The following is a 25,839-nucleotide window of genomic DNA, read 5'->3' as shown; positions in this document are numbered from 1 at the left end:
GATCGGATCCGTCGATCCGATCGGGCTCACGTCGTTCGGGACGGCCCCGCGGGCGGACTCAACGCGGGCCCGGCCCATCCGCCAGCAGCGCTTGAGTGGGCCTGAGTGGGCGTGAGGGGACCCGTCACTTGCAGAGACTGCGAGGAAGAACCCGGCCACCGGGGCCGGCTCGACGGGCAGGAGAACCATGCGCACGGTGCGAAGGAACAGGTCGGTCGTCATGGCGACGCTCGCGACGGCGTCTGTAGCGGTCGGTGGACTAGTGGTGGCGCCGCACGCGGCGTCGGCCTCCGGGGCGACGTCAGCCACCTCGGTGTCGGCAGCGTTGGTGTCGGCAGAGTCCGGGTCGGCGTGGAGCAGCGCGGACGTGACGGTCTGGGTGGACGAGGCCGGGCTGGCCCAGTTCACGCTCCCGGAGGCCCTGTTCCGCTCCACGCAACGCGTCATGCTGTACGTGGATGGTGAGTACGCCGGGGAGACCTACGAGGGCGGCCAGTACTACCTGGGAACGTCGACGTCCGGAGGGGTGACGACGCTGCGACGCGGCGGCATCGCGCCCGGCCAGGTCGTGCAGGTGGCGCTGGTGGACGGCGCACCCGGCCAGCGCGTGGCGTACGGCGACGCGGAGATCCTGGCGTCCACGGTGGCCTGGGGGAAGAGCACGAACCTGCGTGTCGTCGACGGTCTCGCGACGTTCCAGATGCCGGAGGCGCTGTACCGGTCCACGCAACGGGTGATGCTCTTCGTGGACGGCACGTACGCCGGGGAGATCTACGACGGCGGCCAGTACTACGTCGGGACCAAGGTCTCGGACGGGTACGTGACCGTGTCCCGAGGAGGTATCAAGGCCGGGCAGCTCGTGGAGGTCGCCCTGGTGGACGGCCGGGCCGGCGACACGCCGCGGTACGAGGGCGCGCACGTCGTCGCGTCGCAGCTCGCGCCGGGGAGCAACGACCTCACCGTCGGCGAGACGGAGTCACGGCTCACCGTCCAGGCGCGAGGGGACGCGTATGCGGACCGCATCCGGGAGAACCGGAACATGCGTCACAACACGTCCGAGCCGGTGGGGCGCTACGTCCTCAAGGGGGACAAGCTCACCGTGACGCTGCCCGCCGGCGTGTCCATGCAGGTCGTGATCGGGCAGTACAGCCCGTACCCCGGCCTCAACGACGGAAAGAGCACCGGCCTCAAGACGCAGGACATCACGGGCACCACGACCATCACCGCGCCCATCGACGGCATGGTCGCTCTGGCGTACAAGACCGGCAAGCCGGTCCCCGCGACCGTCGACGGCGGCAGGCCCATGCCGACCTTCACCCTCGGCAACACCACCGAGGCGCAGTTCGAGCAGGACCTCGCGCGGTGGAAGGACTCGCCCATCGTGCTGGTGCAGGGCGAGCGCGTGCTGGGCACCTTCCAGCGGTCCACGATCGACCGGTTCGGCCTGACCTCGAAGAACGTGCGGAACTGGGACGACGTCGTCGACCGCACGGACGTCGTCTACGGCCTGTCCCGCACGGAGTCCGGCCTGCACCACCGGTCGGCGGGCCGCGTCTACATCGCCAACCCCAGCACGGGCGCCGGAGGCGCGTCCGCGACGGACGAGCGTGTCACGTTCCAGACGGGCGGCGCGTTGGGCGAGCTCTTCGGGCCGATGGTGGACATGTGGGGCTTCTTCCACGAGGTGGGGCACACCTACCAGGTGCGTGCCTACAAGTGGCCGGGCATGGGCGAGATCACGGTGAACATCGCCGCGGAGATCATCAAGACGGACCTGGGCGGGAAGAGCACCCTCTACAACGGGCACCAGGAAGACATCAAGGCGTTCCTGGCCCTGCCGGAGTCCGAGCGCGACTTCACCACCGCCGCGAACGGCGTCAGGTACGCGATGTTCTTCGGCCTGGACACCACGTACGGCCGGGACTTCTACCCGAGGCTGAACCGCCTCTACCGCAAGCAGGCCGCCGCAGGTGTTCCCGACAACGGGACGATCCCGGAGCTGCAGCAGCGCTTCATGGTCACCTCGGGTGAGGCTGCGCAGCGCAACCTGACCAGCTACTTCCAGAAGTGGGGGCTCAAGCCCGACGTCGCGACCAAGGCGGCGCTGGCGAAGTACCCGAGCTGACGCGCGGCGAAGAGGCGCACGAGGTGCCCGCCCGCCGGGTCGGGGGGAGGGCTACCTCGTGCGCGCCGTGGCGGGCGAACCCGAGCCCGCGCGACGGCGCGGCCGGGCGCTGATACTGGGGGAGCGACCGCACGGCACGGCGTCCAGAAGGGGCCCGCGATGGCCGACCTGATGATCGACTACATCACCTCGCTCGACGGGTACGGCTCCGCCGAGGGCTGGCCCGGGCTGTGGGGCATGGGCGGGCCGGACTACTTCGCGTTCCTCGAGGCGGACGGCGCGGCCGACTTCGTCACGCTGATGGGCGCGACCACCTACCGGCTGTTCGCCGGCTTCGCCGAGACGGGCGAGGAGGAGATGGCCGAGCTCACCGCGCGCCGGAAGGTCGTCTTCTCCCGCACGCTGAGCGAGCCGCTCCCGTGGGCGAACACGACGCTGGTCGCGGGCGACGCCGTCGAGGCGGTGCGTGCGATGAAGGAGGACGACGTCCCGCTCCGCACGGTGGGGAGCCCCAGCCTGTGCCGGGCGCTGCTCGCGGCAGGCCTGGTCGACCGGTACCGCGTGGTCGTCTTCCCCGTGGTCAACGGCGCCACGGGCGGCGACCGCATGTACGACGGGTGGCCCGACGTCGCGCTGGAGCTCCTCGACAGCCGGACCCTCGACGGGCGCCTCCAGCTGCTCGAGTACGCCCCGACCGTGCTCGACGGGCCGCCCGGCGACCGCTGAGCGGTTACCGCGTGCGGTTCACCCGCAGGATCTCCTCCTGGTACGGCGCGACGACGGTGGGGGAGACGCGGCAGTCGAGCATGAGGAAGCGGCGCTCCTCCACCGGCTCCGCGGTCCACGACGCGAGCCGGTCGAGGTCGGCGAGCGAGCGGACCACGACGCCCTCGGCGCCGACGGCGGCGGCGAGCGCGGCGAAGTCGGTCTCGGGGATGCGCATGGGCTCCTCGGCGAGGCCCTGCCGACCGTAGACGTGCACCTCGGCGCCGTACACGGCGTCGTTCCACACGACCCCGATGCCTCGCCCGCCCGCCGTGCGCACCGCGGTCTCGAGGTCGGCCAGGGCCATGAGCCCGCCGCCGTCTCCGGTGGTGAGCACCACGGCGGCGTCGGGCAGGGCTGCCGCGGCGCCGGCGACCCCGGGGAAGCCGAGGCCGATGGACTGGTAGGCGGTGCCGACCATCATCATCCGGTCAGGGGAGGCGACGGGCCAGTACATGTTGGCCCAGCCGATGAAGTGGCCGCCGTCGGAGACGACCACCCGGTCCGTGGGGAGGAGGGCACCGAGGCGGTGCGCGACGGCACGCGGGTCGAGGCGGCCGTCCGCGGCGAGGCCGTCGGCGGCGCCCGGGTCGTACGCCCGGGCCGCGGCGACGTCCACGGTCTCGCGCCAGCCGGAGGGCACGGCGCCGAGCGTCCGCAGCTCGTCGACGAGGGCGCGGGCCACCAGGGCGGCGTCGCCCCGCACGAAGCCGCCGACGTGCCGGTGGGTCGCCGCGGGCGCGACGTCGACCTGGACGATCCGCGTCCCCGGCGAGAAGAGGTCCCCGAACCGCATCGTGAACTGGTTGAGCGAGGCGCCGAGCACGACGGCGACGTCCGCCTCGCGCACCAGCGCCATGGCACCCTCGGCGCCGAAGCCGCCGGCGACGCCCAGGTCGTAGCGTCCGTCCGGGAAGACGCCGCGGCCCAGCGACGTCGTCGCGGTCAGGGCCCCGGTCGCCGCGGCGAGCTCGCCGAGCACCTCGCCCGCGCCGGCCAGCCAGGCGCCGCGGCCCGCGAGCAGCAGGGGCCGCTCCGCGCCGGCTAGGGAGCGCGCGAGGTCGGTGATCGCGGCCGCGTCGAACGGTCCGGCCGGCGCGAGCGGACCCGGCAGCACGGGCTGCGGCGCGTCGGGGACCGGTCCCGCCTCGAGGGCGGCGACGTCGTAGGGGATGGCGAGCACGACGGGCACCCGGTAGGTGAGCGAGTGCTCGATCGCGATGACGGTGGTCGCGGCGGCGTCGGCTCGACCGACGGTATAGGTGCGGGCGCCGACCGCCGCCGCGAGCGCGATCTGGTCCACGTCCCACGGCCGGGGGCCGGACGTGGGCTCGTCCCCCGCGAGCAGCACCAGCGGCACGCGCGCCTGCGCGGCCTCCGCCAGCGCGGTCAGCGTGTTGGTGAACCCGGCGCCGTAGGTGACGGTGGCGGCCGCGATGCGTCCCGAGGCGCGGAAGTAGGCGTCGGCCGCGACCACACCGCCGGCCTCGTGCCGCACGGCGGTGAAGCGCGCCGACGTCGTGCGCTCGACGTCGTCGAGGAACCACGCGTTGCCGTTGCCCATGACCCCGAAGACGTGGTCGACGTGCTGGGCGAGGGTGCGGGCGACATGGGCGGACACGGTGGGCACGGGGCCTCCAGGGGAACAGTGACGGATGAGTGGTGCGGTCCGTATGTGTCCCGTGCGAGCCCGGCGCCGGTCACCGGTGACCGGGCTGCCGCGCGCCCCTTTTTCGAGCGCAGGCGGCGCGAGCCGCCTCGACGGTCGCGAGCATAGCCCAGGCCCTGCCGCCGGGGTGCCGGCGTCAGGCCGCGGGGTCGAGGAACAGCTCGATCACGGGGACGGCGACGTCGGGCCGGACGGTCGGCAGGTGCAGGGTGAGGGTGCCGGCCGGCTGGCCTCCCGGGTTCGTGTTCCACGCCTTCTGGTCCGGGTCGGTGCGGGACGTCCGCAGCTCGGACCCGTCGTTCAGCAGCTGGACGTACCGGACACGGTCGGCGAGGCCGCGCAGGTGCACGTGCCCGAACGGCCACGCGAAGAGGTGCAGGTAGAGCCGGTCGCCCCGCTGTGTCAGCACGACGCCGGGCGGCAGGCCGGGTGTGACGGCGGCCGCCAGGTCGGCGTCGGCGGGGCCCGCGCCGGTGATCGACCGCCCGTGCAGGCGGGTCCACTCCCCGAGGGCCGCGAGGGCGGCGGTGTCGCGTGCCGGGATCGCTCCGCGCCCGTCGGGGCCGACGTTGAGCAGCAGGTTCCCGCCCTTGGAGACGGTGTCGACGAGCATCCGCACCAGCAGGTCCGGGTCCTTGAGCCTCGTGTTGTCGCGGTCGTACCCCCAGCTCCCGTTGAGCGTCTGGCAGGCCTCCCAGACGACGAGCTCGCCCGCGTCGTCCCGCATGGGCTCGTCCGGCTGGTACTGCTCGGGGGTCACGAGGTCGCCCGGGAGGCCGAGGCGGTCGTTCACGACGGCTTGCGGCTGCAGCTCGCGGACCATCGCGAGCAGGCGCTCGGCGTCCCAGTCCTCGGCGTGCTTGCCCGGCCAGCCACCCCGGTCGTCGGGGTCGGTGAAGTCGAAGAAGACGTAGTCCACGGGCCCGTAGCCGGTGAGCAGCTCGCGCACCTGCGCGTGCAGGAACTCGCGGTACCGGGCCATGTCGCGGCCCTCGTTCTGCGCGTGCGCGTCGGCGTCGTCCCGGCGGGGGTGGTTGGCGTCGATCGTGTAGTCCGGGTGGTGCCAGTCGAGCAGCGAGTGGTACAGCCCGAGGTGCAGGCCCTCGGCACGGACGGCCGCGGCCAGCTCGGCCACGAGGTCGCGGCCGCGGGTCCGGGCGATCGACCAGTCGCTGACGGCGGTGTCCCACAGGGCGAAGCCGTCGTGGTGCTTGGTGGTCAGCACCACGTACTTCATCCCGGCGTCCTTCGCGGCGCGCACGAGGGCGCGCGCGTCGAACAGGTCCGGGTCGAACACCTCGGCGTAGCGTGCGTACTGCTCGGCAGTCTGCTTCTCGAAGCTCATCACCCACTCGTGCCGTGCGGCGGCGGAGTAGAGGCCGAAGTGCACGAAGAGGCCGAAGCGGGCCTCCGTGAACCAGGCCTGCTCGGGGCGCAGGGGCGGGGCGGCCGGGATCATGGGATCACTCCTCGTCGAGCGGGCGAGCCGATAGAGATATGACGTATCGGGCGTGCTGATGCAGCCTATCGGCCGCGGTCGGGGGTAGCGCAAGGCGACGAGCGGCCTATAGGTTAGATGAATCGCCTGGAGGTCGAGGGAGCCCGCATGTCCGACGTCGTCGTCGACGCGCACCACCACCTGTGGGTCCGCGCGCGGACCCCGCAGGACTGGATCGACCCCCGGACCATGGCGGCGATCGACGCCGACTTCACGCCCGCGGACCTGCCCGCTGCCGCGCACGGCGTCGACGCCACCGTCGTCGTGCAGACCGCCAGCAGCTGGAGCGACACCGACGACCTGCTGGAGGTCGCGTCGTCGGCCGAGGGGCGCGAGGCGCGCGTCGCCGGCGTCGTCGGCTGGGCGGACCTGTTCGCCCCGGACCTCGAGGACCGGCTCGCCGCCCTCAGGGAACGTCCCGGCGGCGACCGGCTCGTCGGGATCCGCACGATGGTGCAGGCCGAGCCCGACGACTACCTCGACCGCCCCGACGTGCACGCCGGCATCGCCGCCGTCGGCGCCGCGGGCCTGCCCTTCGACCTCGTGGTGCGGGCCGACCAGCTCCCCGCGTGCGCCCGGCTGGCGGCCGCGCTGCCCGACGTGCGGTTCGTGCTCGACCACCTCGCCAAGCCGCCGGTCGCCGCGACCATGCCCGACGCCGAGGGACGCCCCGGAGACCCGGCCGCCCTCGACGTCTGGCGCCGCGACCTGGCTGCGCTCGCGGCGCGGCCCAACGTCGTCGCGAAGCTGTCCGGCCTGGTCACCGAGGCCCGCTGGGACACCTGGACCCCCGCGGACCTGCGGCCCGTCGCCGACCACGCGCTGCACGTCTTCGGTCCCGACCGGCTGCTGCTCGGCAGCGACTGGCCCGTGTGCCTGCTCGCCTCCGGCTACGGGCGCTGGCTCGCGGCCGCCGACGAGCTGCTGTCCGGCCTCGCCCCCGCCGAGCGCGCCGCCGTGCGCGGCCGGACCGCCGTGACCACCTACGGCCTCACGGTCGATCTGGTCGATCACCCCACCACCCGCACGAAGGAGCACCCGTGACCACCCCCACCGAGACCCTGCCGGAGTTCGCCGGCATCCGCGCCGTCGTCACCGGGGGAGCATCCGGTATCGGCGCCGCCGTCGTGCGAGCCCTCCTGGCGCGCGGCGCGCACGTGGTCGCGATCGACCGCACCCGTGACGGCGTGCCCGAGGGTGCGGGCGCGGAGGTCGCGGACGTCACCGACGACGCCGGCGTGCGCGCGGCCGTGGACGCCGCGGCCGCCACGCTCGGCGGGATCGACGTCGTCGTGAACAACGCCGGCATCGGCGCCCAGGGCACCGTCGCGGACAACGACGACGCCGAGTGGCTGCGCGTGCTCGACGTCAACGTGCTCGGCATCGTGCGCGTGACGCGCGCCGCGCTGCCGCACCTGCGGGACTCGGAGCACGCGGCCGTCGTGAACATGGCGTCGATCGCGTCGTGGTCGGGCCTGCCCCAGCGGGCGCTGTACTCCGCGAGCAAGGGCGCCGTGCAGGCCCTGACCCTGGCGATGGCGGCCGACCACGTGCGCGACGGGATCCGCGTGACCTGCGTGAACCCCGGCACCGTCGACACCCCGTGGGTGGGTCGCCTGCTCGACGCCGCGCCCGACCCGGCCGCCGAGCGCGCCGCGCTGGAGGCCCGCCAGCCCACCGGGCGGCTCGTCAGCCCCGAGGCCGTGGCGCACGCCGTCTGCTACCTGGCGAGCCCGCTGGCCACCTCCACCACGGGCACCGCGCTCGCGGTGGACGGCGGCATGCACGACCTGCGCGTGCGCCCGCCGGAGCAGGCATGAGCGCGGCGGACGGCTCCCCGGTGCTGCCGACCCGCGAGATCCGCTCCACGGGGGTGCGGCTCACCAGCCTCGGGTACGGGGCGGCGCAGGCCGGCAACCTGTACCGGGCGACCACCGACGAGGAGACCGCCGACGCGCTCGCCGTCGCCTGGGCGGCCGGGGTGCGGTACGTCGACACGGCGCCGCACTACGGCCTCGGGCTGTCGGAGCGCCGCGTGGGCGCGGTGCTGCGCGGGCTGCCGCGGGACGAGCTCGTGGTCTCGACGAAGGCCGGACGCCTGCTGGTGCCGTCGCCCGAGACAGCGGACCGGCGCGACGACGACATCTTCGACGTGCCGGCCGCCACCCGGCGCGCGTGGGACTTCTCCCGCGACGGCGTGCTGCGCTCGTTGGAGGCGAGCCTGGAGCGCACCGGCCTGGACCGCGTCGACGTCGTGTACCTGCACGACCCGGACGACCACGAGGAGCAGGCGTTCGCCGAGGCCGTGCCCGCTCTGCTGGAGCTGCGCGACCAGGGCGTGGTCGGCGCCGTCGGGGCCGGGATGAACCAGTCGGCGATGCTGGCGCGGTTCGTGCGCGAGACCGACGTCGACGTGGTGATGTGCGCCGGCCGGTTCACACTGCTGGAGCAGCCGGCGCTGGCCGACCTGCTCCCGGCGGCGGTGGAGCGCGGCGCGGCCGTCGTCGTCGCGGGCGTCTACAACTCCGGGCTGCTCGCCCGCGAGACGGTGCCCGACGACGCGACCTACGACTACGGCCAGGCGCCCGCCGCGGTGCTGGACCGCACCCGACGGGTCGCGGCGGTGTGCGGCGAGCACGGCGTCACCCTGCCGCAGGCGGCGCTGGCCTACGTGCGCACCCACCCCGCGGTCGCGAGCACCGTCGTCGGGCTGCGCACCGCCGACCAGGTGCGCCAGGCCGTCGACCGGCACACCGCCGCCGTGCCGACCGACCTGTGGGACGACCTCGTCGCCCAGGGGCTCCTGACCCCCGACGCCCACCCCGCCGCCTTCGCCTGACACGACTGCCCGGGCGCCCGCATGGCGGGACGGAAGTGACCGGACCGCGACACGGGCGCATGATCGACGCGCCCCCCAGAGAGAACTAGAGGACACCGATGCAGCTGCTCCGCCTGGGCCCGGTGGGCCAGGAGATCCCCGCCGTCGAGGCCGACGACGTCACCTACGACCTGCGACCGCTGACCGCCGCCCTCGCCCGCAGCGGGGACATCGACGGCGAGTTCCTCGCCGCCGACGGCATCGCGCGCACCCGGTCCGCGCTGGCCGCGGGCGAGCTCCCCGTGCTCGACGGCGCGGCCGCCCTGCGGCGCGGCGCCCCGATCGCGCGGCCCACCGCCGTCGTGTGCGTGGGGCAGAACTACGCCGCGCACGCGCGGGAGTCCGGCGCCGAGCCCCCGCGCCTGCCGATCATCTTCTTCAAGCACCCCAACACCGTCGTCGGACCCGACGACACCGTGCCCGTCCCGCCCGGGTCCGAGAAGGTCGACTGGGAGGTCGAGCTGGCGATCGTCGTGGGACGGCAGGCGAGCTACCTGCCGTCGGTGGAGGCCGCCCGCGAGCACGTCGCCGGCTACACCGTCGTCGACGACGTGAGCGAGCGGGCCTGGCAGCTCGACGACTCGCTCGGGCAGTGGTCGAAGGGCAAGTGCGGCCCCGCGTTCCTGCCCACCGGGCCGGGGCTGGTGCCCGCCGACGAGGTCGACCCCGGGGACCTGCGGCTGCGGTCGTCGGTCAACGGCGAGCCCCGGCAGGACTCGTCCACGGCCGACATGATCTTCGACGTCGCGGCGATCGTGCACCACCTGTCGCAGTACATGACGCTCGAGGCGGGCGACCTGATCTGCACCGGCACGCCCGAGGGCGTAGCGCTCTCCGGCCGCTTCCCCTACCTGGCCGACGGCGACGTCGTCGAGGTGGAGATCGAGGGCCTCGGCCGCCAGCGCCACCGCTTCGAGGCCTCGATCGGCACTCCGGCGCACGGTCGGCCCCCGCAGGTGCCGACCACGGCCGCCCCTGCCGAACGACACCTGCCGGTGGGCTGACCGTGCTGCGCTACGAGCTGCTGCACCCTGGCCTCGTCGCGGCGCTCGCCGCGGCGGGGCACGGGTCGCGAGTCCTGCTGGCCGACGCCAACTACCCGCACTCCACGGGCGCCCGGCCCGGCGCCGCGCGCGTGCACCTCAACCTGCGCCCCGGCCTGCTCACCGTGGACCAGGTGCTGGAGGTGCTGCTGGACGCCGTCCCGATCGAGTCGGCGGCCGTCATGGTGCCCGGCGGCGTGGCGGGCGACGTCGTCGCCGCGGGCGAGGAGATCCCCGCCCACACGGGGTACCGGGCGATGCTCGGGCCCGACCTCGGGTGGGACGAGCTGGACCGCTTCGCGTTCTACGACGCCGCCAGGTCCGACGACGTCGCCCTGCTGGTGGCCACGGGCGACCAGCGTGTCTACGCCAACCTGCTCCTCACGATCGGCGTCCGCAGCCCGACCGGGTAGCGCTCGACAGCCCGAGCCTCGCGGTGCCCCGATTCGTCAGAGGAATCGGGGCACTGCTGTGTCCGGCCCGACCTCGCCGTGACCTGCGAAGACGCCACCTCAGCGCTTCGGCCGGGCGGCTGCCGACGCCGGTCATCGGATCTTTGAAGCTCTCGGGGGTTCACGGGCGGTTATCTATCAGGTAGGCTGGCTAAAAGTATCCATAGCGGCCACCCGGCCGCCCGGACGAGATGGTCGCGAAGATGCGGAAATCCCTGTCGGTGAACGAGCGGATGGTCGTCGACCTCCTGCTCGAGCACCAGTCGGCCTCCCGGGCCACGATCAGCAAGGTCACGGGCCTGTCGAAGCCGTCGACGGGCGAGCTCGTCGTCCGGCTCGTCGAGGCCGGGCTCGTCACGCCCGTCGGCGAGGTCTCGTCAGCCCAGCGGGGGCCGAACGCGGTGCACTTCCGCGCGGTGACCGACCTCTGCCATGTCGCAGGCGTGGAGATGCAGCCGGGCCGGTTCGTGCACGCCGTCGTGTCCGACCTGTCCGGCGCCGCGCTGTCCGACGTTCGCGTCCCGCAGCACGGCGACGACCCGGCCGAGACCGTGGCCGAGGCGGTCGCCGCCGCGTGCGCGGAGGCCGGGATCGAGCCGTCCGCCCTGTGGCAGGTGCTCGCCGGCACGCCCGGTGTCGTGGACCCCCAGGGAGACATGGACTTCGTCTCCGGGCACCCGGCGTGGCGCGCCGGGCAGCGGGGACGGCTCGCCGCACGGCTCGGCTGCCCCGTCGCGCTCGAGAACGACGTCAACCTCGCCGCGCTCGCCGAGGCCGAGAGCGGCAACGCGGCAGGCGTCGAGAGCTTCACCCTCCTGCGCCTGGACGAGGGCATCGGCGCCGCGACCGTCGTCAGCCGCACGCTGCTGCGCGGCGCGCACGGGTACGCGGGCGAGATCGGGCTCGCGCCGACGACGGGCGGCGGTCGGCTCGGCTCGTCGTCCGCGGGGTTCCAGAGCCTCGTCGGCTCGGCAGCCCTCCAGGACGTGCTCGACGGGCTGGGGCTCGAGGGGACCTCGCCGGAGCAGGCGCTCGGCGACCAGGACCCGTCGGAGGCGGTCCGTGCGTTCCGGCGCGAGGCGGCGCGACGCGTCGCCGTCGTCGTCACGACGATCGCCACCGTGGTCGACCCGCACCGCGTCGTCCTCGCAGGGACCGTCGGCACGGCAGGGGCCGAGCCGTTCGCCGCGGAGGTCGAGGAGCTGCTGCGCGCGGAGTCCCCGCTGCGGACCGAGGTGGTCCCGTCGACCCTCGGGCCGGGTGGGGTGGTCCGCGGCGCGCTGACCCTCCTGCGCGAGGCCGCGCGGGAGTCCGTCTACGGGATCGGGGCGGTCGCTGCTCCCGTCCGGACCTGGCCGGAGCTGCGCGAACCCTGACACGACCACCCCACGACCGCAGACCACCACGCACGACGCACGAGAACGACCTCGGGCGACGGCCAGCGGGACCGAGAGCCTGAACCGACCGGGCGGCCCGCGACCACCACACCTGAGGAACACCACGGACCACTTCCAGGTCGGCCCACCGTCGGGCAGAAACCTCACGAGGAACGGCAGGACACCACCATGCGCACCCACACCCTCACGTCTCGACCTCGCCGCCGCGGCCGCACGCTCACGAGCGGCGCCGCCGGCCTCGTCGTCGCCTCCCTCGCCCTGTCGGCGTGCGGTATCGGCGGCGGCTCCGACGCGGTCGGAGCCGACGGCAGGCCGACGACGGCCGGCAGGTGCGAGCTCTCGGACGAGGTGACCTCCGACCAGCGGCTGTCGGGTGAGCCGTCCGGCGAGATCACCTTCCAGACCACGGCGCTCAAGCAGGACTTCAGCCCGTACTTCGAGAAGCTCATCGCCGCCTTCGAGAAGAAGTACCCGGACGTCACGGTGAAGTGGCAGGACGACCCGGGCGACGCCGAGTTCACGCAGCGCCTCGTGACCAACGCGCAGTCGTGCGACCTGCCCGACGTCGTCAACCTCAACCAGACGACCGCGTACGCGCTCTACCGCGAGAACTTCCTGCTCGACCTCACCACCAAGGGCCCTGAGGACATCGGCGCGCCCTTCATCCAGTCGGTGTGGGAGTCGCAGAAGTTCCCCGGCGACGACGACCACTACGTCCTCCCGTGGTACTGGGGCCTGAACGGCCTGCAGACGTTCAACAAGGACCTCATGAAGGACTCTGGCCTCGACCCGGAGGCCCCGCCGTCGACGGTCATGGAGCAGCTCGACATGGCGAGCCAGATCGCCGAGAAGTCGGGCGGCGAGTACTACGCGTTCCCCGCGAACCCGTACACCCACGTGCCGAACGACTGGCAGCTCATGAACGCGCAGATCACGAACGCGGACGAGACCGAGTTCACGTTCGCGGACGACCCGAAGATCCAGGAGTGGCTGACGAAGTACGCGAAGCTGTACGCCGAGGGCGCGCTCCCGCGCGACACCCTCTCGAGCGACGTGGACGTCACGCAGCTCTACTCCGCCGGTGACGTGGTGTGGGGCTCCACCAACGCCTCCTTCCTGCGCTACGTGAAGGACACGAACGAGGCGACCTACGACACCACGGGCGTCGCCACGCTGTTCGACGCACGCGGCCACGCGTTCCAGGACGGCCAGCTCATCGGTGTCCCGTCGACGTCGAAGAACCCCGTCGCGGCCGTCGCCTTCGCGCAGTTCATGCTGAGCCCCGAGTGGCAGACGGAGTTCGTGTCCAGCCCGCTGATCTCCAACTTCCCCTCGACGGAGGAGTCGCTGGACATCCCCAAGTTCACGGACATCACCGGCGACTCGCCGCTCGACGAGGCCAACCGCCTGTCGGTCGAGGCCGCGACGGACGCCGAGAACGCCTTCATCTTCGCGTGGTCGGACGCCGTGCAGACCGCGGTCGTCTCCGAGCTGCAGCTCGCGATCTCCGGCAAGAAGCCGGTCGACGAGGCGCTCCAGGCCGCCGAGGACGCCGCGAACCAGATCCTCGAGCAGCAGGGCTGACCGATGGCGACCGACGTCTACGCGGGGACCCTGGCCGCCGGTGAGCCGGCGGCCAGGGCCGCCCGGCCCAGCCGGGCACGCACCCGCCGTCCGCGTCCGACCTCGGGCGCCGCGATCTACCGGCCCTGGTGGACCCCCTGGCTGTGGGTCGCGCCGGCGATCATCGTCATCGGGGTGTTCGGGGTCTTCCCGTTCCTCAACACCATCGTGCTGTCCTTCACCGACGCCCGGCCGCTCGGCGGCGGTGGCGACTGGGTCGGCCTGGAGAACTACTCCCGCATGGTGGGCGACCCGGCCTTCTGGCTCGCGGTGCGCAACTCGGTGCTCTACGCGGTCGTCGCGGTCCCGCTGCTCGTCGTCCTGCCGCTGATGCTCGCGCAGCTCGTGTACAAGAAGGTCCCCGCCATCGGGTTCTTCCGGACGGCGTTCTACGCCCCGGTGGTCGCGTCGATGGTCGCGGTCGCGCTGGTGTGGCAGAACCTCGTGTCCGAGAACGGGCCGATCAACACCGCGCTCAAGCAGGTCGGGATCATCGACTCCCCGATCCCCTTCCTCTCGGACACGACGCTGCTGCTCCTCACGGCGATCGCGCTGACGGTCTGGAAGGGCCTCGGCTGGTACATGATCTTCTACCTGTCGGCGCTGGCCAGCGTGCCCAAGGACCTCTACGAGGCCGCGTCCCTCGACGGCGCCGGCACCTTCCGCCAGTTCGTGCACGTCACGGTCCCCGGCGTCCGCCTCACGATGCTGCTCGTCGGCATCATGTCGGGCATCGGCTCCTTGCGCGTGTTCACCGAGATCTACATCCTCGGCGGCGCGACGGGCGGCGTCGGCGGCCAGGCGCGGACCCTGCCGTTCTACATCCGGGACGTCGCGCTCGACCCGATCTCGGGGAACGTCGGCTACGGCGCGGCGATCTCCGTCGCCCTGTTCGTCCTGACGATCGGTCTCGCGGTCGCGTCGCACAAGCTCGGCTCCAAGGAGGAGGACTGATGACCTGGTGGCGCACGCGCGGGCGCACCCGCGCGCTCGTGACGCGGTACGTGCTCTTGCTGGTGGTGCTCGCGATCTCCGTGGGCCCGCTGCTGTGGCAGCTCTTCTCGTCCCTCAAGGGGCCGCAGGACGCGCTGTACGGGAGCGACGCGACCTTCTTCCCGGCGCACCCGACGTTCGCGGCCTACCAGACCGTGTTCGCGCAGGTGCCGATGGGCACGTACATCCGCAACAGCCTGATCATGTGCCTGCTCACGGTGTTCTCGCAGGTCGTCTTCCCGACGCTCGCGGGATACATGCTCTCGCGCCAGGGCTGGCGGGGCCGCGGCGTCTTCTACTGGGTGCTGATCATCTCGATGATGTTCCCGTTCGAGTCGATCATGGTGTCGCTGTACACCCAGATCACCGACCTCGGCCTCGACGACTCGTTCATCGGCGTCTGGCTGCCCGGCGCGATCTCGGCCGTCAACGTCCTCATCACGCGGGCCGCGTTCAGCGCCGTGCCGAACGAGGTCGAGGACGCCGCGATGCTCGACGGCGCCGGCGAGGTCCGCCGGTTCTGGAAGATCTACCTGCCTGCGGCGCGTGGCGCGATGGTCGTCGTCGTCATCAACTCGTTCATCGCCGCCTGGGACGACTTCCTGTGGCCGTTCATCGTGCTGCGCTCGGAAGAGCTGTACACGCTCTCTCTCGGTCTGTCGCGCCTCGCGGCCTCGTCCCTCTCGTACGACCCGCGCGTCACCATGGCCGGGTCCGTCATCGCCATCGTGCCGATCCTCGTGCTCTTCGTCGCACTGCAGCGGTACTTCTTCAAGGGTGTGGAATCAGGAGCAGTGAAGTGACCTCGAACCAGGACGTCGTCCAGGACGTCGCGCCCCAGGCCGCCACGGACGTCATCGTGCCGACGGCGGAGCAGCTGCGCTGGCAGCAGCTCGAGGTGGGCATGTTCTTCCACTTCGGCATCAACACGTTCCACGCCAAGGAGTGGAGCGACGGCACCCTCCCGGCGTCGTCGTTCGACCCGACCGACCTCGACGCCGACGAGTGGGTGGCGCTGGCCGTCGCCGCCGGCGCCAGGTACGTGGTGCTCACCGCGAAGCACCACGACGGCTTCTGCCTGTGGCCGACCGCGACCACCGACTACTCCGTCGCCTCCTCGCCGTGGCGGGACGGGAAGGGCGACGTGGTGGCAGAGGTCGCCGCGGCCTGCCGCGCCGCAGGGATCGGCCTCGGCCTGTACCTGTCCCCATGGGACCGGAACCACCCGGCCTACCAGGACCCGGAGGCGTACGCCGACGTCTACGTCACCCAGCTCACGGAGCTCTGCACGCGGTACGGGCCGCTCGTCGAGCTGTGGTTCGACGGTGCGGGCTCGGAGGGGTACTCCTACGACTGGGCGCGCATCATGGAGGTCGCGCGCACGCACCAGCCGCAGGCGATGGTGTTCAACATGGGCGCCCCGACGATCCGGTGGGTCGGCAACGAGGACGGGCTCGCGAGCGACCCCGTCGAGTACGTCGTGCACCACACGCAGATGAGCAACTACACGATCGTCACGACCGAGTTCGCGCAGGCGCTGTACCTGCCCCCGGAGTGCGACGTGTCCGTGCGCCGCGGCTGGTTCTGGGCGGAGGACGACGAGCCCAAGTCGCTGGAGCACCTCCTGGCGATCTACTACCGGTCCGTCGGCCTGGGCACGAACCTGCTCCTCAACGTCCCGCCGGACCGGCGGGGGCGCATCGACCCGGCGGACGCCGCGGTCGTCACGGCGTTCGGCGACGAGCTCCGGGCGCGGTTCGGGCACCCCGTCGCGACGGTCCTCACCCGCACCGGGGACGCCACGTGGCACGTCGACCTGGGAGCGGAACCCGTCGAGCTCGACCACGTGCTGGTCCGGGAGGACCTCACGGACGGCCAGCGCGTCACGCGCCACGAGGTCCGCCTCGACGGGACCGTGGTGGCGGGCGGCGGGACCGTCGGGGCGGGGCGGGTGCACGTCGTGGACGCACCGGCCACGAACGAGCTCGAGATCGAGCTGGAGGGCCCGGGCGCCGGCCTCGCGGAGGTGGTGGTCTTCCGGACCGGTCACCGAGCCGCCCCGGCGGTGCCCGAGGGCTACAGCGCGCCGACCGACTACCCGGAGGACTGACGGTGCGCGACCGGAGCCTGCACGCCACGACTGCCGGAGGGACGGTCCACCGCACGGACCTGACGGGCCCGGGCTGGACCGTGCGGCTGGCGGGACCCGTCCCCGCCGGTGCGGACGGTCCGGCCGACGACGTCCTCGCGCGGCTGCGTGCCGGGATCCCCGCGTCGGTCCCGGGCTGCGTGCACGACGACCTGCTCGCCGCCGGGGTCGTCGCGGACCCGTACGTCGACGACCACGCCGCGGCCGTGCGGTGGGTGGGCGAGAGCGACTGGGTGTACGAGGCCGACGTCGAGCTCGCGGACGCCCGCACGGAGGGCCGCGTCGAGCTCGTCCTCGACGGCCTCGCGACCGTCGCCACGGTCCGCGTCAACGACCAGGTCGTCGCGGTCACCGCCAACATGCACCGCTCGTACGCCCTCGACGTGTCCGGCCTCGTCCGCCCCGGCGTGAACCGGGTCGCCGTCGAGCTCTCCTCGGCCGCGCGGGCGATGCTCGCCGCCGACGACGGTGCGCTCCCGTACGACTGGGCCTACCCGTACAACCGGCTGCGCGTCATGGCGTCCAGCGTGGGCTGGGACTGGGCGCCCCCGCTGGTCTCGGCCGGCCTGTGGCGCCCTGCCCGGGTCGAGTCGTGGACCGGCGTGCGGCTGCGGTCGCAGGCACGCGGCGAGGTCTCGGCGGACCTCGCCGGGCGCCGGGTGGTCGTCGTCGTCGAGCTCGACGGGCAGGACGGCGACCTCGCCACGGGCGAGGTCGAGGTCGCGGTCGGCGCGCACCGGTCGCGGCACGTGGTGACCGGCCGCGACGAGATCGTCCTCGACGTGCCGGACGCGGAACTGTGGTGGCCGCGCGGGTACGGCGCCCCGACGCTCCACGAGGTCACCGTCGCGCTCGCCGGGACGGACCAGGAGCAGGTCCACCGGGTGGGGCTGCGGCACGTCCACCTCGACACGACGCCCGACGCGACCGGGCGACGCTTCGTCGTCGTGGTCAACGGTCGCGAGGTCTTCGCGCTCGGCGCGAACTGGATCCCCGACGAGCTGCTGATCTCGCGCATGACGGCCGACCGCTATGCGGAGCGCGTCGGCCAGGCGGTCGCCGCGCACATGAACATGCTGCGCGTGTGGGGCGGCGGCGTCTACGAGGCGGACGCGTTCTACGCGGCCTGCGACGCCGCGGGGATGCTGGTCTGGCAGGACTTCGCGTTCGCGTGCGCCGCCTACCCCGAGGAGGAGCCGCTGCGCTCCGAGGTCGAGGCGGAGGCGCGCGAGCAGGTGCGCCGCCTCTCGGCGCACCCGAGCGTCGTCGTGTGGAACGGCTCCAACGAGAACCTCCAGGGCTGGAGCGACTGGGGCTGGCCCGACCGCGTCGGGACCCGCACGTGGGGCGAGGGGTACTACCGCGAGCTCCTGCCGCGCGTCGTCGCCGAGGAGGCCCCCGGCACCCCGTACGTGCCGTCGAGCCCGTTCTCCTCGACCACGGGCGTCGGGCCGAACGTCGACGGGGAGGGCACGACCCACCTCTGGGACCAGTGGAACCTGTACGACCACACGACGTACCGCGACCACGTCCCGCGCTTCGCCGCCGAGCTCGGCTTCCAGGCCCCGCCCACGTGGGCGACGCTCTCGTCCGCGCTCACCGAGCGCCCGGTCGACGTCCGCGGCGACGCGCTCGCGACCCGCCAGCGGCAGGTCGGCGGCATGCGCCACCTCGTGCGCCGCCTCGACGGCCACGTCCCCGACCCCGACCGTCTGCTCGACGACGTCGACGACTGGTCCTGGGCCACCCAGCTCAACCAGGCCGACGCCCTGCGCACCGCCGCCGACCACCTGCGCGGCTCGTGGCCGCGCACCGCCGGCATGCTCGTCTGGCAGCTCAACGACGCGTGGCCGGGGATCTCGTGGTCGGTGGTCGACCACGGCGGGCGGCCCAAGCCCGGCTGGCACGCGCTGCGCCGGGCGTTCGCACCGCGCACGCTCTCGATCCAGCCGCGGGACGGCGTACCCCAGGTCGTCCTCGTCAACGACACCGACGCGACGTGGCAGGCGCGGGTCGTCGTGCGGCGCGTGCACGTCGCGACCGGCCCGCTGGGCGCCGCGGCGGAGACGGTGCAGACCGTCGACGTCGGCCCCCGCTCCGTCGCGCGCCGGGACCTGCCGCCGCAGGTCGCGCTCGCCGGGTCGCGCCGCGACGAGGTGCTCGTGGCCGACTGCGAGGGCCTGCGCGCGTGGTCCGCGCTGTGCCGGGAGGACGGCGTGCGCTGGGCCCGCCCCGCCCCGGCGGTCGAGGCCGAGAGGACCCCCCAGGGCTGGCGCGTGCGGGTCACGGCGGACGTGGTCACGTGCGACGTCGCCCTGCTCGTCGACCGGCTCGACCCGGCGGCGCGGGTCGACGACCTGCTGACGCTCCTGCTCCCTGGCGAGACCGTCGAGCTCGACGTGACCGGCGCCCAGGCCGCCGACCCGGCGGCGTTCGGCGCACGACCCGTACTGAGGACGAGGAACGACCTGTGGCACCGATGACGCACGACACCTCCGCACCCCCTGTGCACGGCACCGGGACCGACCCCGCCCGGCGGCGCGCCGTCGAGGTGATGGCGGGCATGTCCCTGCGCGAGCGGGTCGGCCAGCTCAACCAGCGGCTGCTCGGGTGGCAGGCCGTCGAGCGCGACCCCCAGGGGGCGTGGCGCACCACCGACCTGCTGCGCGAGGAGGTCGACCGGTGGGGTGGGCTCGGCGCGCTGTACGGCCTCTTCCGCGCCGACGCGTGGTCCGGCCGGGGCTGGGAGGACGGGATCCGGCCCGAGGAGCGGGCCGAGGTCGCCGCGCTCGTCGTCGACGAGGTGCGCGCCGCGTCGGGGCAGGACGTGGGCCCGCTGCTCGTCGAGGAGGCCCCGCACGGGCACCAGGCGCTCGGTGCCGAGCTGCTGCCCGTGAACCTGGCCGTGGGCGCCACGTGGGACGCCGAGCTCTACCAGCAGGCGTGCGCGGCGGTCGCCACGTCGTTGCGCGCCGACGGCGTGCACCTCGCCCTGCTGTCCACCCTCGACCTGCTCCAGGACCCCCGGTGGGGCCGCTCGGAGGAGTGCTACGGCGAGGTGCCCGCGCTGGCGGCGCGGATGACCCGGGCCGCCGTCGTGGGCATGCAGGGGCACGACCGGGCGCGGCTGGCCGACGGCACCGGTGTCGGTGTCGTCCTCAAGCACCTCGCCGCCCAGGGGGCGGGCACGGGGGGCCGCAACGGGCACTCCGCGGCGCTAGGCCCGCGGGACCTCGCCGAGCTGCACCTGCCGGCCGCGCGCGCGGGCGTCGCCGCGGGGGCGCTCGGCCTCATGGCCGCGTACAACGACATCGACGGCGTCCCGTGCGTCGCGAACCGTGCCCTCCTGACCGACCTCCTCCGGGGGCGGTGGGGCTTCGACGGCCTCGTCATGGCCGACGGGCTCGCCGTCGACCGGATCGTCGAGCAGGTCGGGGACCCCGTGGCCGCGGCCGCCACGGCGCTCCACGCGGGTGTCGACCTGTCGCTGTGGGACACGTCGTTCACGATGCTCCAGGAGGCGGTGGCGCAGGCGCCCGACCTCCTGACCCACGCCGTGGACGAGGCGTGCCTGCGCGTGCTCACGGTCAAGGCGCGGTCGGGCCTCCTCGGGCCGGTCGACGAAACGCGACCTGCCCCGGCGGGACGTCCGGGGGTGCAGCCGGCCGACGGGCCCGCCACCGGTGACCTCTCCCTCGCGATCGCGGCGCGCTCCGTCGTCCTGCTGCGCAACGAGCCCGCGGCGGGCACGGCCCGCCCCGCGCTCCCCGTCGCCCCCGGTGGGCGATGGGTCGTCACCGGGCCGCGCGCCGACGACGTCGAGGCCATGCTCGGCGACTACGTCGCCCCGCTCGCGGCGGACCGCCGGCTGTCGGTCGCGGACGCGCTGACCGCGTCGGCCGGAGAGCACGGCGTCGTGGTCGAGCGCGCGGACGCCGGCGACATGGCCGCGGTCGCCGCGGCGGACGGGGTCGTCGTCGTGCTCGGCGGGTCGAGCCATCGTGCCTACACGGACGAGTTCGCCGACAACGGTGCGAACGCCGGGCAGACCGCCGCGGACTGCGGCGAAGGCGTCGACATCGCCTCCCCGGTCCTGCCCGCCGGGCAGCTCGAGACGCTCGCCGCGGTGCGCGCGGCCGCGCGCGGCCCGGTCGTCGCCGTCGTCCTCGCCGGACGCCCGTACGTCCTCACGGACGTCGTCGCGCACTCCGACGCCGCTCTCCTCGCCTTCTACCCGGGGCCAGGCGGTGGCCGCGCGATCGCCGACCTGCTGCTGGGGGAGAGCCAGCCCGTGGGCCGCCTGCCGGTGACGCTGCCTGCGCACCCGGGTGCGATCCCGGTGCGCGACGACGAGCGGATGCCCGCCGAGGGCGTCTACCGCGACGTCCCGGAACCGGTGCTGGCGCGCGTCGGGGACGGCCTCGGCTACGGCGGTCTCGACGTCCACGGGGTGCGGCTCGCGGTGGACGGCGCGGACGTGGTCGTCGAGGCGGACGTGCGCGCCGCGCTGGGGGACGACGGAGCGGGGGACTGGCACGGCGAGGACCTGCTGGTCGTCCGGTCGCGGAGGGTCGGCGGCCTGGACTGGGCGCGCACCGTCGTCGTCGGGTGGCAGCGCGTGAGCGTCGCGCCGGGGGACGAGGCACGCGCCGTCGTGCGCGTCCCCTGCGACGACGTCCTGCGCCCGGACCTGCCCCTCGCGGTCCTCGGTACGCGACGTGCGCGCCTGGAGGTGGCCCTCGCCGGGCGGCGGTGGTCGTTCGACGTCACGCAGGACGGCGCCGGGGAGGTGACCGTCGATGGGGCTCGAGCCTGACGACGTGACCCTCGGCCGCGTCCGGCGCTTCGTCGACGAGCGGCTCGCCCCGGCGCTGGACGCCGCGAGCACACCGGTCACCGTGACGGCCTGGTCGCAGCCGGGGGAGCCAGTGCGGCCCGACGTGGTCCTGGCCCTGCCGGACGACGCCTTCCACCCGGTGGCTCCGGGCGAGCCCTGGGGCGAGCCCTGGTCCACCACGTGGCTGCGGCTGCGCGGCGCGGTACCGGCGGCGTGGGCGGGCGAGGAGTCGCGCGTCGACCTGGAGGTCGACCTCGGGTTCACGCGCGACACCCCCGGCTTCCAGGCCGAGGGCACGGCGCGCGCCCACGACGGCAGGGTGCTCAAGGGCATCTCGCCGTACAACCGGCGCGTCCCCCTGCCGCTCCTCCTGGACGCGGACCGCACCGGGTGGGACGCGTGGTCGGCAGGGTCCGCGGACCTGCCCGTGGACGTCTGGGTGGAGGCCGCCGCGAACCCGGTCATGGACCCGGAATTCACGTTCGCGCCGACGCCCCTCGGTGACCCTGCGACCCTGCCCGCCGTGCCCCAGTACGCCTGGGGCGAGATGGGCCTGCGGCTGCGGGACGACGCCACGTGGGGACTGTGGCGCGACGTGCGCGTCCTGCGCGAGCAGCTCGAGGTGCTGCCCGGCCCCGGGCTGCGTCGCGGCCGGGTCCTCCGCGCGCTGGCGCGCATGCTCGACGTCGTGCAGGTCGCCACCCCCGAGCTGCTCCGTGCCTCCGCCCCCGCGGCGCGCGCGGAGCTCGCCGGGGTGCTGGCGGAAGGCAACGGGGACGGCGGGCACGAGGTCGTGGCCGTGGGCCACGCGCACATCGACTCCGCCTGGCTGTGGCCGTTCCGGGAGACGCGCCGCAAGGTGGTGCGCACGTACGCCAACGCCCTCGCGCTGCTCGACGAGTACCCCGAGACGACGTTCGTGACCTCGTCCGCCCAGCACCTCGCGTGGGTGCAGGAGAGCGAGCCGGAGCTGTTCGAGCGAATCCGGTCGGCCGTCGACGCGGGCCGCTTCGTCCCGGTCGGCGGGATGTGGGTCGAGTCCGACACCATGCTGCTGTCGGGAGAGTCCATGGCGCGCCAGCTCCTCGAGGGGACCACCTGGTTCTCCGAGGAGCTCGGGGTGCGCTGCCGCGAGGTGTGGCTGCCCGACTCGTTCGGCTACTCCGCGGCCCTGCCGCAGATCTTCCGGGCCGCGGGCATGCGGCGCTTCCTGTCCCAGAAGATGTCGTGGAACGACACCAACCGGATGCCGCACCACACGTTCACCTGGGAAGGGATCGACGGGTCGCGGGTGCTCGCGCACTTCCCGCCGGTCGACAACTACAACTGCGACCTCACCCCGCGTCAGCTCGCGCACGCGGAGCGGAACGTCGCGGACTCCGACACGGTGTCCGCCGAGCTCTCCCTCGCGCCGAGCGGCTGGGGCGACGGCGGGGGAGGCCCGACGCGCGAGCACGCCGAGACGGCGCGGCGCGTGCGCGACCTGGCCGGGTCGGCCCGGGTGGCCTGGGGCACCCCCGAGGACTTCTTCGCCCGGTCGGAGGCGCTCGCCGCCGCGGCGCGGGAGCGGGGCGAGACCTCGCCCGTGTGGGTCGGGGAGATGCCGCTCGAGCTGCACCGCGGCGTGTCGACGTCGCAGCAGCGGCTCAAGGCGGACAACCGCCGGAGCGAGTCGGCGCTGCGCGAGGCCGAGCTGTGGTGCGCGACGGCGACACGGCGCACCGGGGCCGCCTACCCGCTCGACGAGCTGCGCGGCCTGTGGCGCACCGTGCTGGTGCACCAGTTCCACGACGTCCTGCCCGGCTCGTCCATCGCCTGGGTGTACCAGGACGCGGCGCGTGACCAGGACCGCGTTCAGCGGCGTTGCGCCGAGCTGGTCGCGGGCGCGCTGGACGTGCTCGCCGGCACCAGGTCGCCGGACGCCCCGGCCGTCGGGCCGGGGGAGCTGTGGGCGAACCCGAGCCCCGTCGTCCTCGACGGCGTCGGGCCGTTGTCCGTGGGGCCGCGCCGCCGCGCGGCCGGCTCCCCGCCCGTGCAGGCGGACGGCACGGTGTGGACCCTCCAGGACGACGCGCTGCGCGTGGTCGTCGACGGCGGTGGCCACGTGGTCGCGCTCGTCGACCTGGCCACGGGGCGCGACGCCGTCGCCGCGGCGGGACCCGCGAACGTCGCGCGGCTGTTCCGCGACCTGCCGAACCGGTGGGACGCGTGGGACATCGACGCGCACGCGCACCGCGTGCCCCGGGACGTCCCGGAGGCCCGCGTCGGGGTCGAGGACGGCGCGATCGTGGTCGAGCGCCTCCTCGGGCCCGGGGGGAGCACGCTGTCGCAGCGGCTCGAGCTCGTGGACGGTGCGCTCGAGGTCACGACGGTCGTGGACTGGCACGAGCGGGAGGAGCTCCTCGTGCTGTCGTGGCCGCTCGACCTGCGCACGCACGAGGTCGCGGCCGAGACGCAGTTCGGCCACGTCCGCCGCCCCACGCACCGCAACACGAGCTGGCAGTCGGCCCGGTTCGTCGACGTCGCCCACCGCTGGGTCCACGTCGGGGACGCCGGCTTCGGGGTCGGCATCGCCAACCGCACCACCCAGGGGTACGACGCCGCGAGCGAGGTCCGCCCCGACGGCGGCACCACGACGACCGTGAACCTGCACCTGCTGCGGGGACCGCGATACCCCGACCCCGGGGCCGACCTCGGCCGGCACACGTTCGTCCATCGCGTGCGTCCGGGGGCCGCCGTCGCCGACGCCGTCCGGGACGGCTACGCCCTGTCGCTGCCGCCGCGCGCGGTGCCCTCCGGTGGTGCGGCCGTCGAACCCCTGGTGCGGGTCGACGGGCCTGGTCTGCTCGTGGAGGCGGTCAAGCTGGCGCACGACGGGAGCGGGGACCTGGTCGTCCGGTTGTACGAGCCGCACGGTGCGCAGGCGAGCGTCGGGGTCCGGCTCGACGTGCCCGGGACGGTCGCGCGCGTCGACCTGCTCGAGGAGCCGCTCGGGGACGAGGCCGACGGCTGCCGTCGCTTCGAGGAGTGGTCACAGGACGACGCGTGCGGGGCGACACTGGTCGTGCGGCCTTTCGGGATCGTCACGCTGCGGGTGACGGCGCCCGTGGCCTGACGCCCCGGCACCGGCACCGGCCCCGGCGGCGGTAGCGGCCCGGGAGGTCCGGTCACTCCGCGGTGTCGGTGTCGGTGCCGGCGTCGGTGTCGGCGTCGGCGGGGACGTGCGGCAGCGTCTCCTCGACGTCCAGCAGGTGCGCGGCCATGCGCACGCGCGCGGCCTCGGCGTCGCCGCCGGCCAGGGCTCGCCAGATCGCCTCGTGGTCGCGCAGCGTGCGCTCCTCGACCCCCGCCTCGTGGCGGCCGCGCCAGCGGCGCTCGCCCACCGTGCGGCCCTCCAGCGCCTCGACGAGCGCCTCCAGCACCGGGTTGCCCGCGTGCGCGGCGACGATCCGGTGGAACGCGACGTCGGCGGCCATGAACGCCTCGTGGTCCACCGGGTCCGCCGCGACGACCTCGGCCACGCCGTCGAGGACGCCGCGCAGCTCCGCCACGGCCTCGGGGGTGATGTGGTGGGCGGCGAGGCCGGCCGCCTCGGTCTCCAGCACGCGCCGCACGGCATGGAACGGCCGGGCACTGGTGTCGCCGTGCAGGTCGACGACGAACTGCAGCGAGGACATCAGCCGCGCCGGGTCGAGGCTGGTCACGTACGTGCCGTCGCCCTGGCGGGTGTCCAGCACGCCCAGCACGGTCAGCGCGCGCACCCCCTCGCGCAGCGAGCCGCGGGAGACGCCGAGCCGGTCGGCGAGATCCTTCTCCACCGGCAGCCGGTCGCCCGGGCCGAGCTCGCCGCTCACGATCATGCGGCGGACTCCGTCGACGACCTCTTCCGTGCGGGACATGCCGTGCAGTATGACCCAGTTCGCGGACCGGTGCACCGATTCCTCCGATGAATCCGGCGGCGGTGCGGGTGCGGCTCCGGCGGAGGCTCCTAGCCTGGGACGATGTCGGAACTCTCGCTCGACCGCCTGCTGTCCCTCGAGCACGACGGGTGGCGCTCGCTGTGCGGCCGCCGCGGCGGCGCGTTCTACGGCGACCTCATGACGCCGGAGGCGCTCATGGTGCTCGTCGACGGCTCGGTGCTCGACCGGGACGCCGTCGTCGCCTCCCTGAGCGACGCGCCGTCGTGGGACTCGTACGAGCTCCACGACGCCCGGCGCGTCCCGCTCGGTACCGAGGCGGCCGCCCTCGTCTACCGGGCGCGGGCGGTGCGGGGCGACGACGCGCCGTTCGTCGCCCTCATGGCGAGCACCTACGTCGTCGTCGACGGCGCTCCTCGCCTGGCCCTGTACCAGCAGACATCGCTGTGAGCGGGCGTTTGGCCCTGTTTCATGGCTGAAACAGGGCCAGACG

At 74.0% G+C, this 25,839-nt stretch carries 19 protein-coding genes; 16 read left to right on the top strand and 3 right to left on the bottom strand.

Translation table 11 applies throughout. The features are described from left to right. Positions 1 to 367: 367 nt before the first annotated feature. Both ACWGKI_RS12575 and ACWGKI_RS12570 read left to right on the top strand, forming a co-directional pair. Complete coding sequence (locus tag ACWGKI_RS12575) at positions 368 to 2,125, top strand: M60 family metallopeptidase (RefSeq protein ID WP_452187376.1); 1,758 nt, start codon at positions 368 to 370, stop codon at positions 2,123 to 2,125. 159 nt (positions 2,126 to 2,284) lie between these two features. Continuing rightward, entirely contained in the window at positions 2,285 to 2,851 is a 567-nt protein-coding gene (locus ACWGKI_RS12570) for a dihydrofolate reductase family protein (RefSeq protein WP_380245370.1), read from the top strand. Positions 2,852 to 2,855: 4 nt separating this feature from the next. Here ACWGKI_RS12570 and ACWGKI_RS12565 read toward each other — a convergent pair whose 3' ends face one another. Both ACWGKI_RS12565 and ACWGKI_RS12560 read right to left on the bottom strand, forming a co-directional pair. Further along, positions 2,856 to 4,520 carry a thiamine pyrophosphate-binding protein gene (locus ACWGKI_RS12565; RefSeq protein ID WP_452187374.1) on the bottom strand — a complete coding sequence of 555 codons (1,665 nt, stop codon included), beginning with the start codon at positions 4,518 to 4,520 and terminating at the stop codon, positions 2,856 to 2,858. A 175-nt stretch (positions 4,521 to 4,695) separates the two neighbouring features. Further along, positions 4,696 to 6,018: an alpha-L-fucosidase gene (locus ACWGKI_RS12560; protein WP_452187372.1), complete on the bottom strand. Its 1,323-nt coding sequence runs from the start codon at positions 6,016 to 6,018 to the stop codon at positions 4,696 to 4,698. 117 nt (positions 6,019 to 6,135) lie between these two features. On the opposite strand from ACWGKI_RS12560, the gene ACWGKI_RS12555 reads away from it, so the two are divergent. The 13 genes from ACWGKI_RS12555 (at position 6,136) to ACWGKI_RS12495 (ending at position 24,544) form a co-directional block, all read left to right on the top strand. Beyond that, positions 6,136 to 7,101 (top strand): amidohydrolase family protein, encoded by a 966-nt coding sequence (locus tag ACWGKI_RS12555; RefSeq protein ID WP_452187370.1) that lies wholly within the window; start codon positions 6,136 to 6,138, stop codon positions 7,099 to 7,101. Continuing rightward, the gene (locus ACWGKI_RS12550) at positions 7,098 to 7,877 is read left to right on the top strand and encodes an SDR family NAD(P)-dependent oxidoreductase (protein WP_452187369.1); all 780 of its coding nucleotides are present in this window, start codon (positions 7,098 to 7,100) and stop codon (positions 7,875 to 7,877) included. Before ACWGKI_RS12555 ends, ACWGKI_RS12550 begins: the two co-directional genes overlap by 4 nt. Then, the gene (locus tag ACWGKI_RS12545) at positions 7,874 to 8,896 is read left to right on the top strand and encodes an aldo/keto reductase (protein WP_452187367.1); all 1,023 of its coding nucleotides are present in this window, start codon (positions 7,874 to 7,876) and stop codon (positions 8,894 to 8,896) included. The genes ACWGKI_RS12550 and ACWGKI_RS12545 overlap by 4 nt, the downstream gene beginning before the upstream one ends. A gap of 98 nt (positions 8,897 to 8,994) precedes the next feature. Beyond that, complete coding sequence (locus ACWGKI_RS12540; protein ID WP_452187365.1) at positions 8,995 to 9,939, top strand: fumarylacetoacetate hydrolase family protein; 945 nt, start codon at positions 8,995 to 8,997, stop codon at positions 9,937 to 9,939. 2 nt (positions 9,940 to 9,941) lie between these two features. After that, positions 9,942 to 10,391: an RbsD/FucU domain-containing protein gene (locus ACWGKI_RS12535; RefSeq protein ID WP_452187363.1), complete on the top strand. Its 450-nt coding sequence runs from the start codon at positions 9,942 to 9,944 to the stop codon at positions 10,389 to 10,391. Between the two features lie 242 nt (positions 10,392 to 10,633). After that, the gene (locus ACWGKI_RS12530; protein ID WP_452187361.1) at positions 10,634 to 11,806 is read left to right on the top strand and encodes an ROK family protein; all 1,173 of its coding nucleotides are present in this window, start codon (positions 10,634 to 10,636) and stop codon (positions 11,804 to 11,806) included. Positions 11,807 to 11,995: 189 nt separating this feature from the next. Continuing rightward, entirely contained in the window at positions 11,996 to 13,411 is a 1,416-nt protein-coding gene (locus ACWGKI_RS12525; protein WP_452187359.1) for an extracellular solute-binding protein, read from the top strand. A 3-nt stretch (positions 13,412 to 13,414) separates the two neighbouring features. Beyond that, complete coding sequence (locus ACWGKI_RS12520) at positions 13,415 to 14,404, top strand: carbohydrate ABC transporter permease (protein WP_452187357.1); 990 nt, start codon at positions 13,415 to 13,417, stop codon at positions 14,402 to 14,404. Next, on the top strand, positions 14,404 to 15,246 hold the full coding sequence (locus tag ACWGKI_RS12515) for a carbohydrate ABC transporter permease (RefSeq protein WP_380244522.1): 843 nt from the start codon (positions 14,404 to 14,406) through the stop codon (positions 15,244 to 15,246). The genes ACWGKI_RS12520 and ACWGKI_RS12515 overlap by 1 nt, the downstream gene beginning before the upstream one ends. Next, the gene (locus ACWGKI_RS12510) at positions 15,243 to 16,553 is read left to right on the top strand and encodes an alpha-L-fucosidase (RefSeq protein ID WP_380244521.1); all 1,311 of its coding nucleotides are present in this window, start codon (positions 15,243 to 15,245) and stop codon (positions 16,551 to 16,553) included. Before ACWGKI_RS12515 ends, ACWGKI_RS12510 begins: the two co-directional genes overlap by 4 nt. Before the next feature lie 2 nt (positions 16,554 to 16,555). Continuing rightward, positions 16,556 to 19,075 carry a glycoside hydrolase family 2 protein gene (locus tag ACWGKI_RS12505; protein ID WP_452187354.1) on the top strand — a complete coding sequence of 840 codons (2,520 nt, stop codon included), beginning with the start codon at positions 16,556 to 16,558 and terminating at the stop codon, positions 19,073 to 19,075. After that, positions 19,072 to 21,408 (top strand): glycoside hydrolase family 3 protein, encoded by a 2,337-nt coding sequence (locus tag ACWGKI_RS12500; protein WP_452187407.1) that lies wholly within the window; start codon positions 19,072 to 19,074, stop codon positions 21,406 to 21,408. The genes ACWGKI_RS12505 and ACWGKI_RS12500 overlap by 4 nt, the downstream gene beginning before the upstream one ends. Continuing rightward, entirely contained in the window at positions 21,392 to 24,544 is a 3,153-nt protein-coding gene (locus ACWGKI_RS12495; RefSeq protein WP_452187352.1) for an alpha-mannosidase, read from the top strand. The genes ACWGKI_RS12500 and ACWGKI_RS12495 overlap by 17 nt, the downstream gene beginning before the upstream one ends. Positions 24,545 to 24,596: 52 nt before the next feature. Here the strand turns inward: ACWGKI_RS12495 and ACWGKI_RS12490 are convergent, their stop codons facing one another. Further along, entirely contained in the window at positions 24,597 to 25,328 is a 732-nt protein-coding gene (locus tag ACWGKI_RS12490; RefSeq protein ID WP_452187350.1) for a FadR/GntR family transcriptional regulator, read from the bottom strand. 102 nt (positions 25,329 to 25,430) lie between these two features. Between ACWGKI_RS12490 and ACWGKI_RS12485 the strand changes: the two genes are divergently transcribed. Continuing rightward, the gene (locus ACWGKI_RS12485) at positions 25,431 to 25,796 is read left to right on the top strand and encodes a nuclear transport factor 2 family protein (protein ID WP_452187348.1); all 366 of its coding nucleotides are present in this window, start codon (positions 25,431 to 25,433) and stop codon (positions 25,794 to 25,796) included. Positions 25,797 to 25,839: the final 43 nt, after the last annotated feature.

It is taken from the genome of Isoptericola sp. NPDC055881, from assembly GCF_053615895.1.
Note: the sequence above shows the minus strand (reverse complement) of the source record. Positions and strands in the feature narration are given on the sequence as shown.

Bases quoted from the DNA above. Each gene is read 5' to 3' on its own strand.
- ACWGKI_RS12525 (WP_452187359.1), top strand. From the start codon at position 11,996: ATGCGCACCCACACCCTCACGTCTCGACCTCGCCGCCGCGGCCGCACG.
- ACWGKI_RS12530 (WP_452187361.1), top strand. From the start codon at position 10,634: ATGCGGAAATCCCTGTCGGTGAACGAGCGGATGGTCGTCGACCTCCTG.
- ACWGKI_RS12545 (WP_452187367.1), top strand. From the start codon at position 7,874: ATGAGCGCGGCGGACGGCTCCCCGGTGCTGCCGACCCGCGAGATCCGC.
- ACWGKI_RS12570 (WP_380245370.1), top strand. From the start codon at position 2,285: ATGGCCGACCTGATGATCGACTACATCACCTCGCTCGACGGGTACGGC.
- ACWGKI_RS12490 (WP_452187350.1), bottom strand. From the start codon at position 25,328: ATGTCCCGCACGGAAGAGGTCGTCGACGGAGTCCGCCGCATGATCGTG.
- ACWGKI_RS12540 (WP_452187365.1), top strand. From the start codon at position 8,995: ATGCAGCTGCTCCGCCTGGGCCCGGTGGGCCAGGAGATCCCCGCCGTC.
- ACWGKI_RS12500 (WP_452187407.1), top strand. From the start codon at position 19,072: ATGACGCACGACACCTCCGCACCCCCTGTGCACGGCACCGGGACCGAC.
- ACWGKI_RS12520 (WP_452187357.1), top strand. From the start codon at position 13,415: ATGGCGACCGACGTCTACGCGGGGACCCTGGCCGCCGGTGAGCCGGCG.
- ACWGKI_RS12560 (WP_452187372.1), bottom strand. From the start codon at position 6,018: ATGATCCCGGCCGCCCCGCCCCTGCGCCCCGAGCAGGCCTGGTTCACG.
- ACWGKI_RS12555 (WP_452187370.1), top strand. From the start codon at position 6,136: ATGAATCGCCTGGAGGTCGAGGGAGCCCGCATGTCCGACGTCGTCGTC.
- ACWGKI_RS12495 (WP_452187352.1), top strand. From the start codon at position 21,392: ATGGGGCTCGAGCCTGACGACGTGACCCTCGGCCGCGTCCGGCGCTTC.
- ACWGKI_RS12485 (WP_452187348.1), top strand. From the start codon at position 25,431: ATGTCGGAACTCTCGCTCGACCGCCTGCTGTCCCTCGAGCACGACGGG.
- ACWGKI_RS12515 (WP_380244522.1), top strand. From the start codon at position 14,404: ATGACCTGGTGGCGCACGCGCGGGCGCACCCGCGCGCTCGTGACGCGG.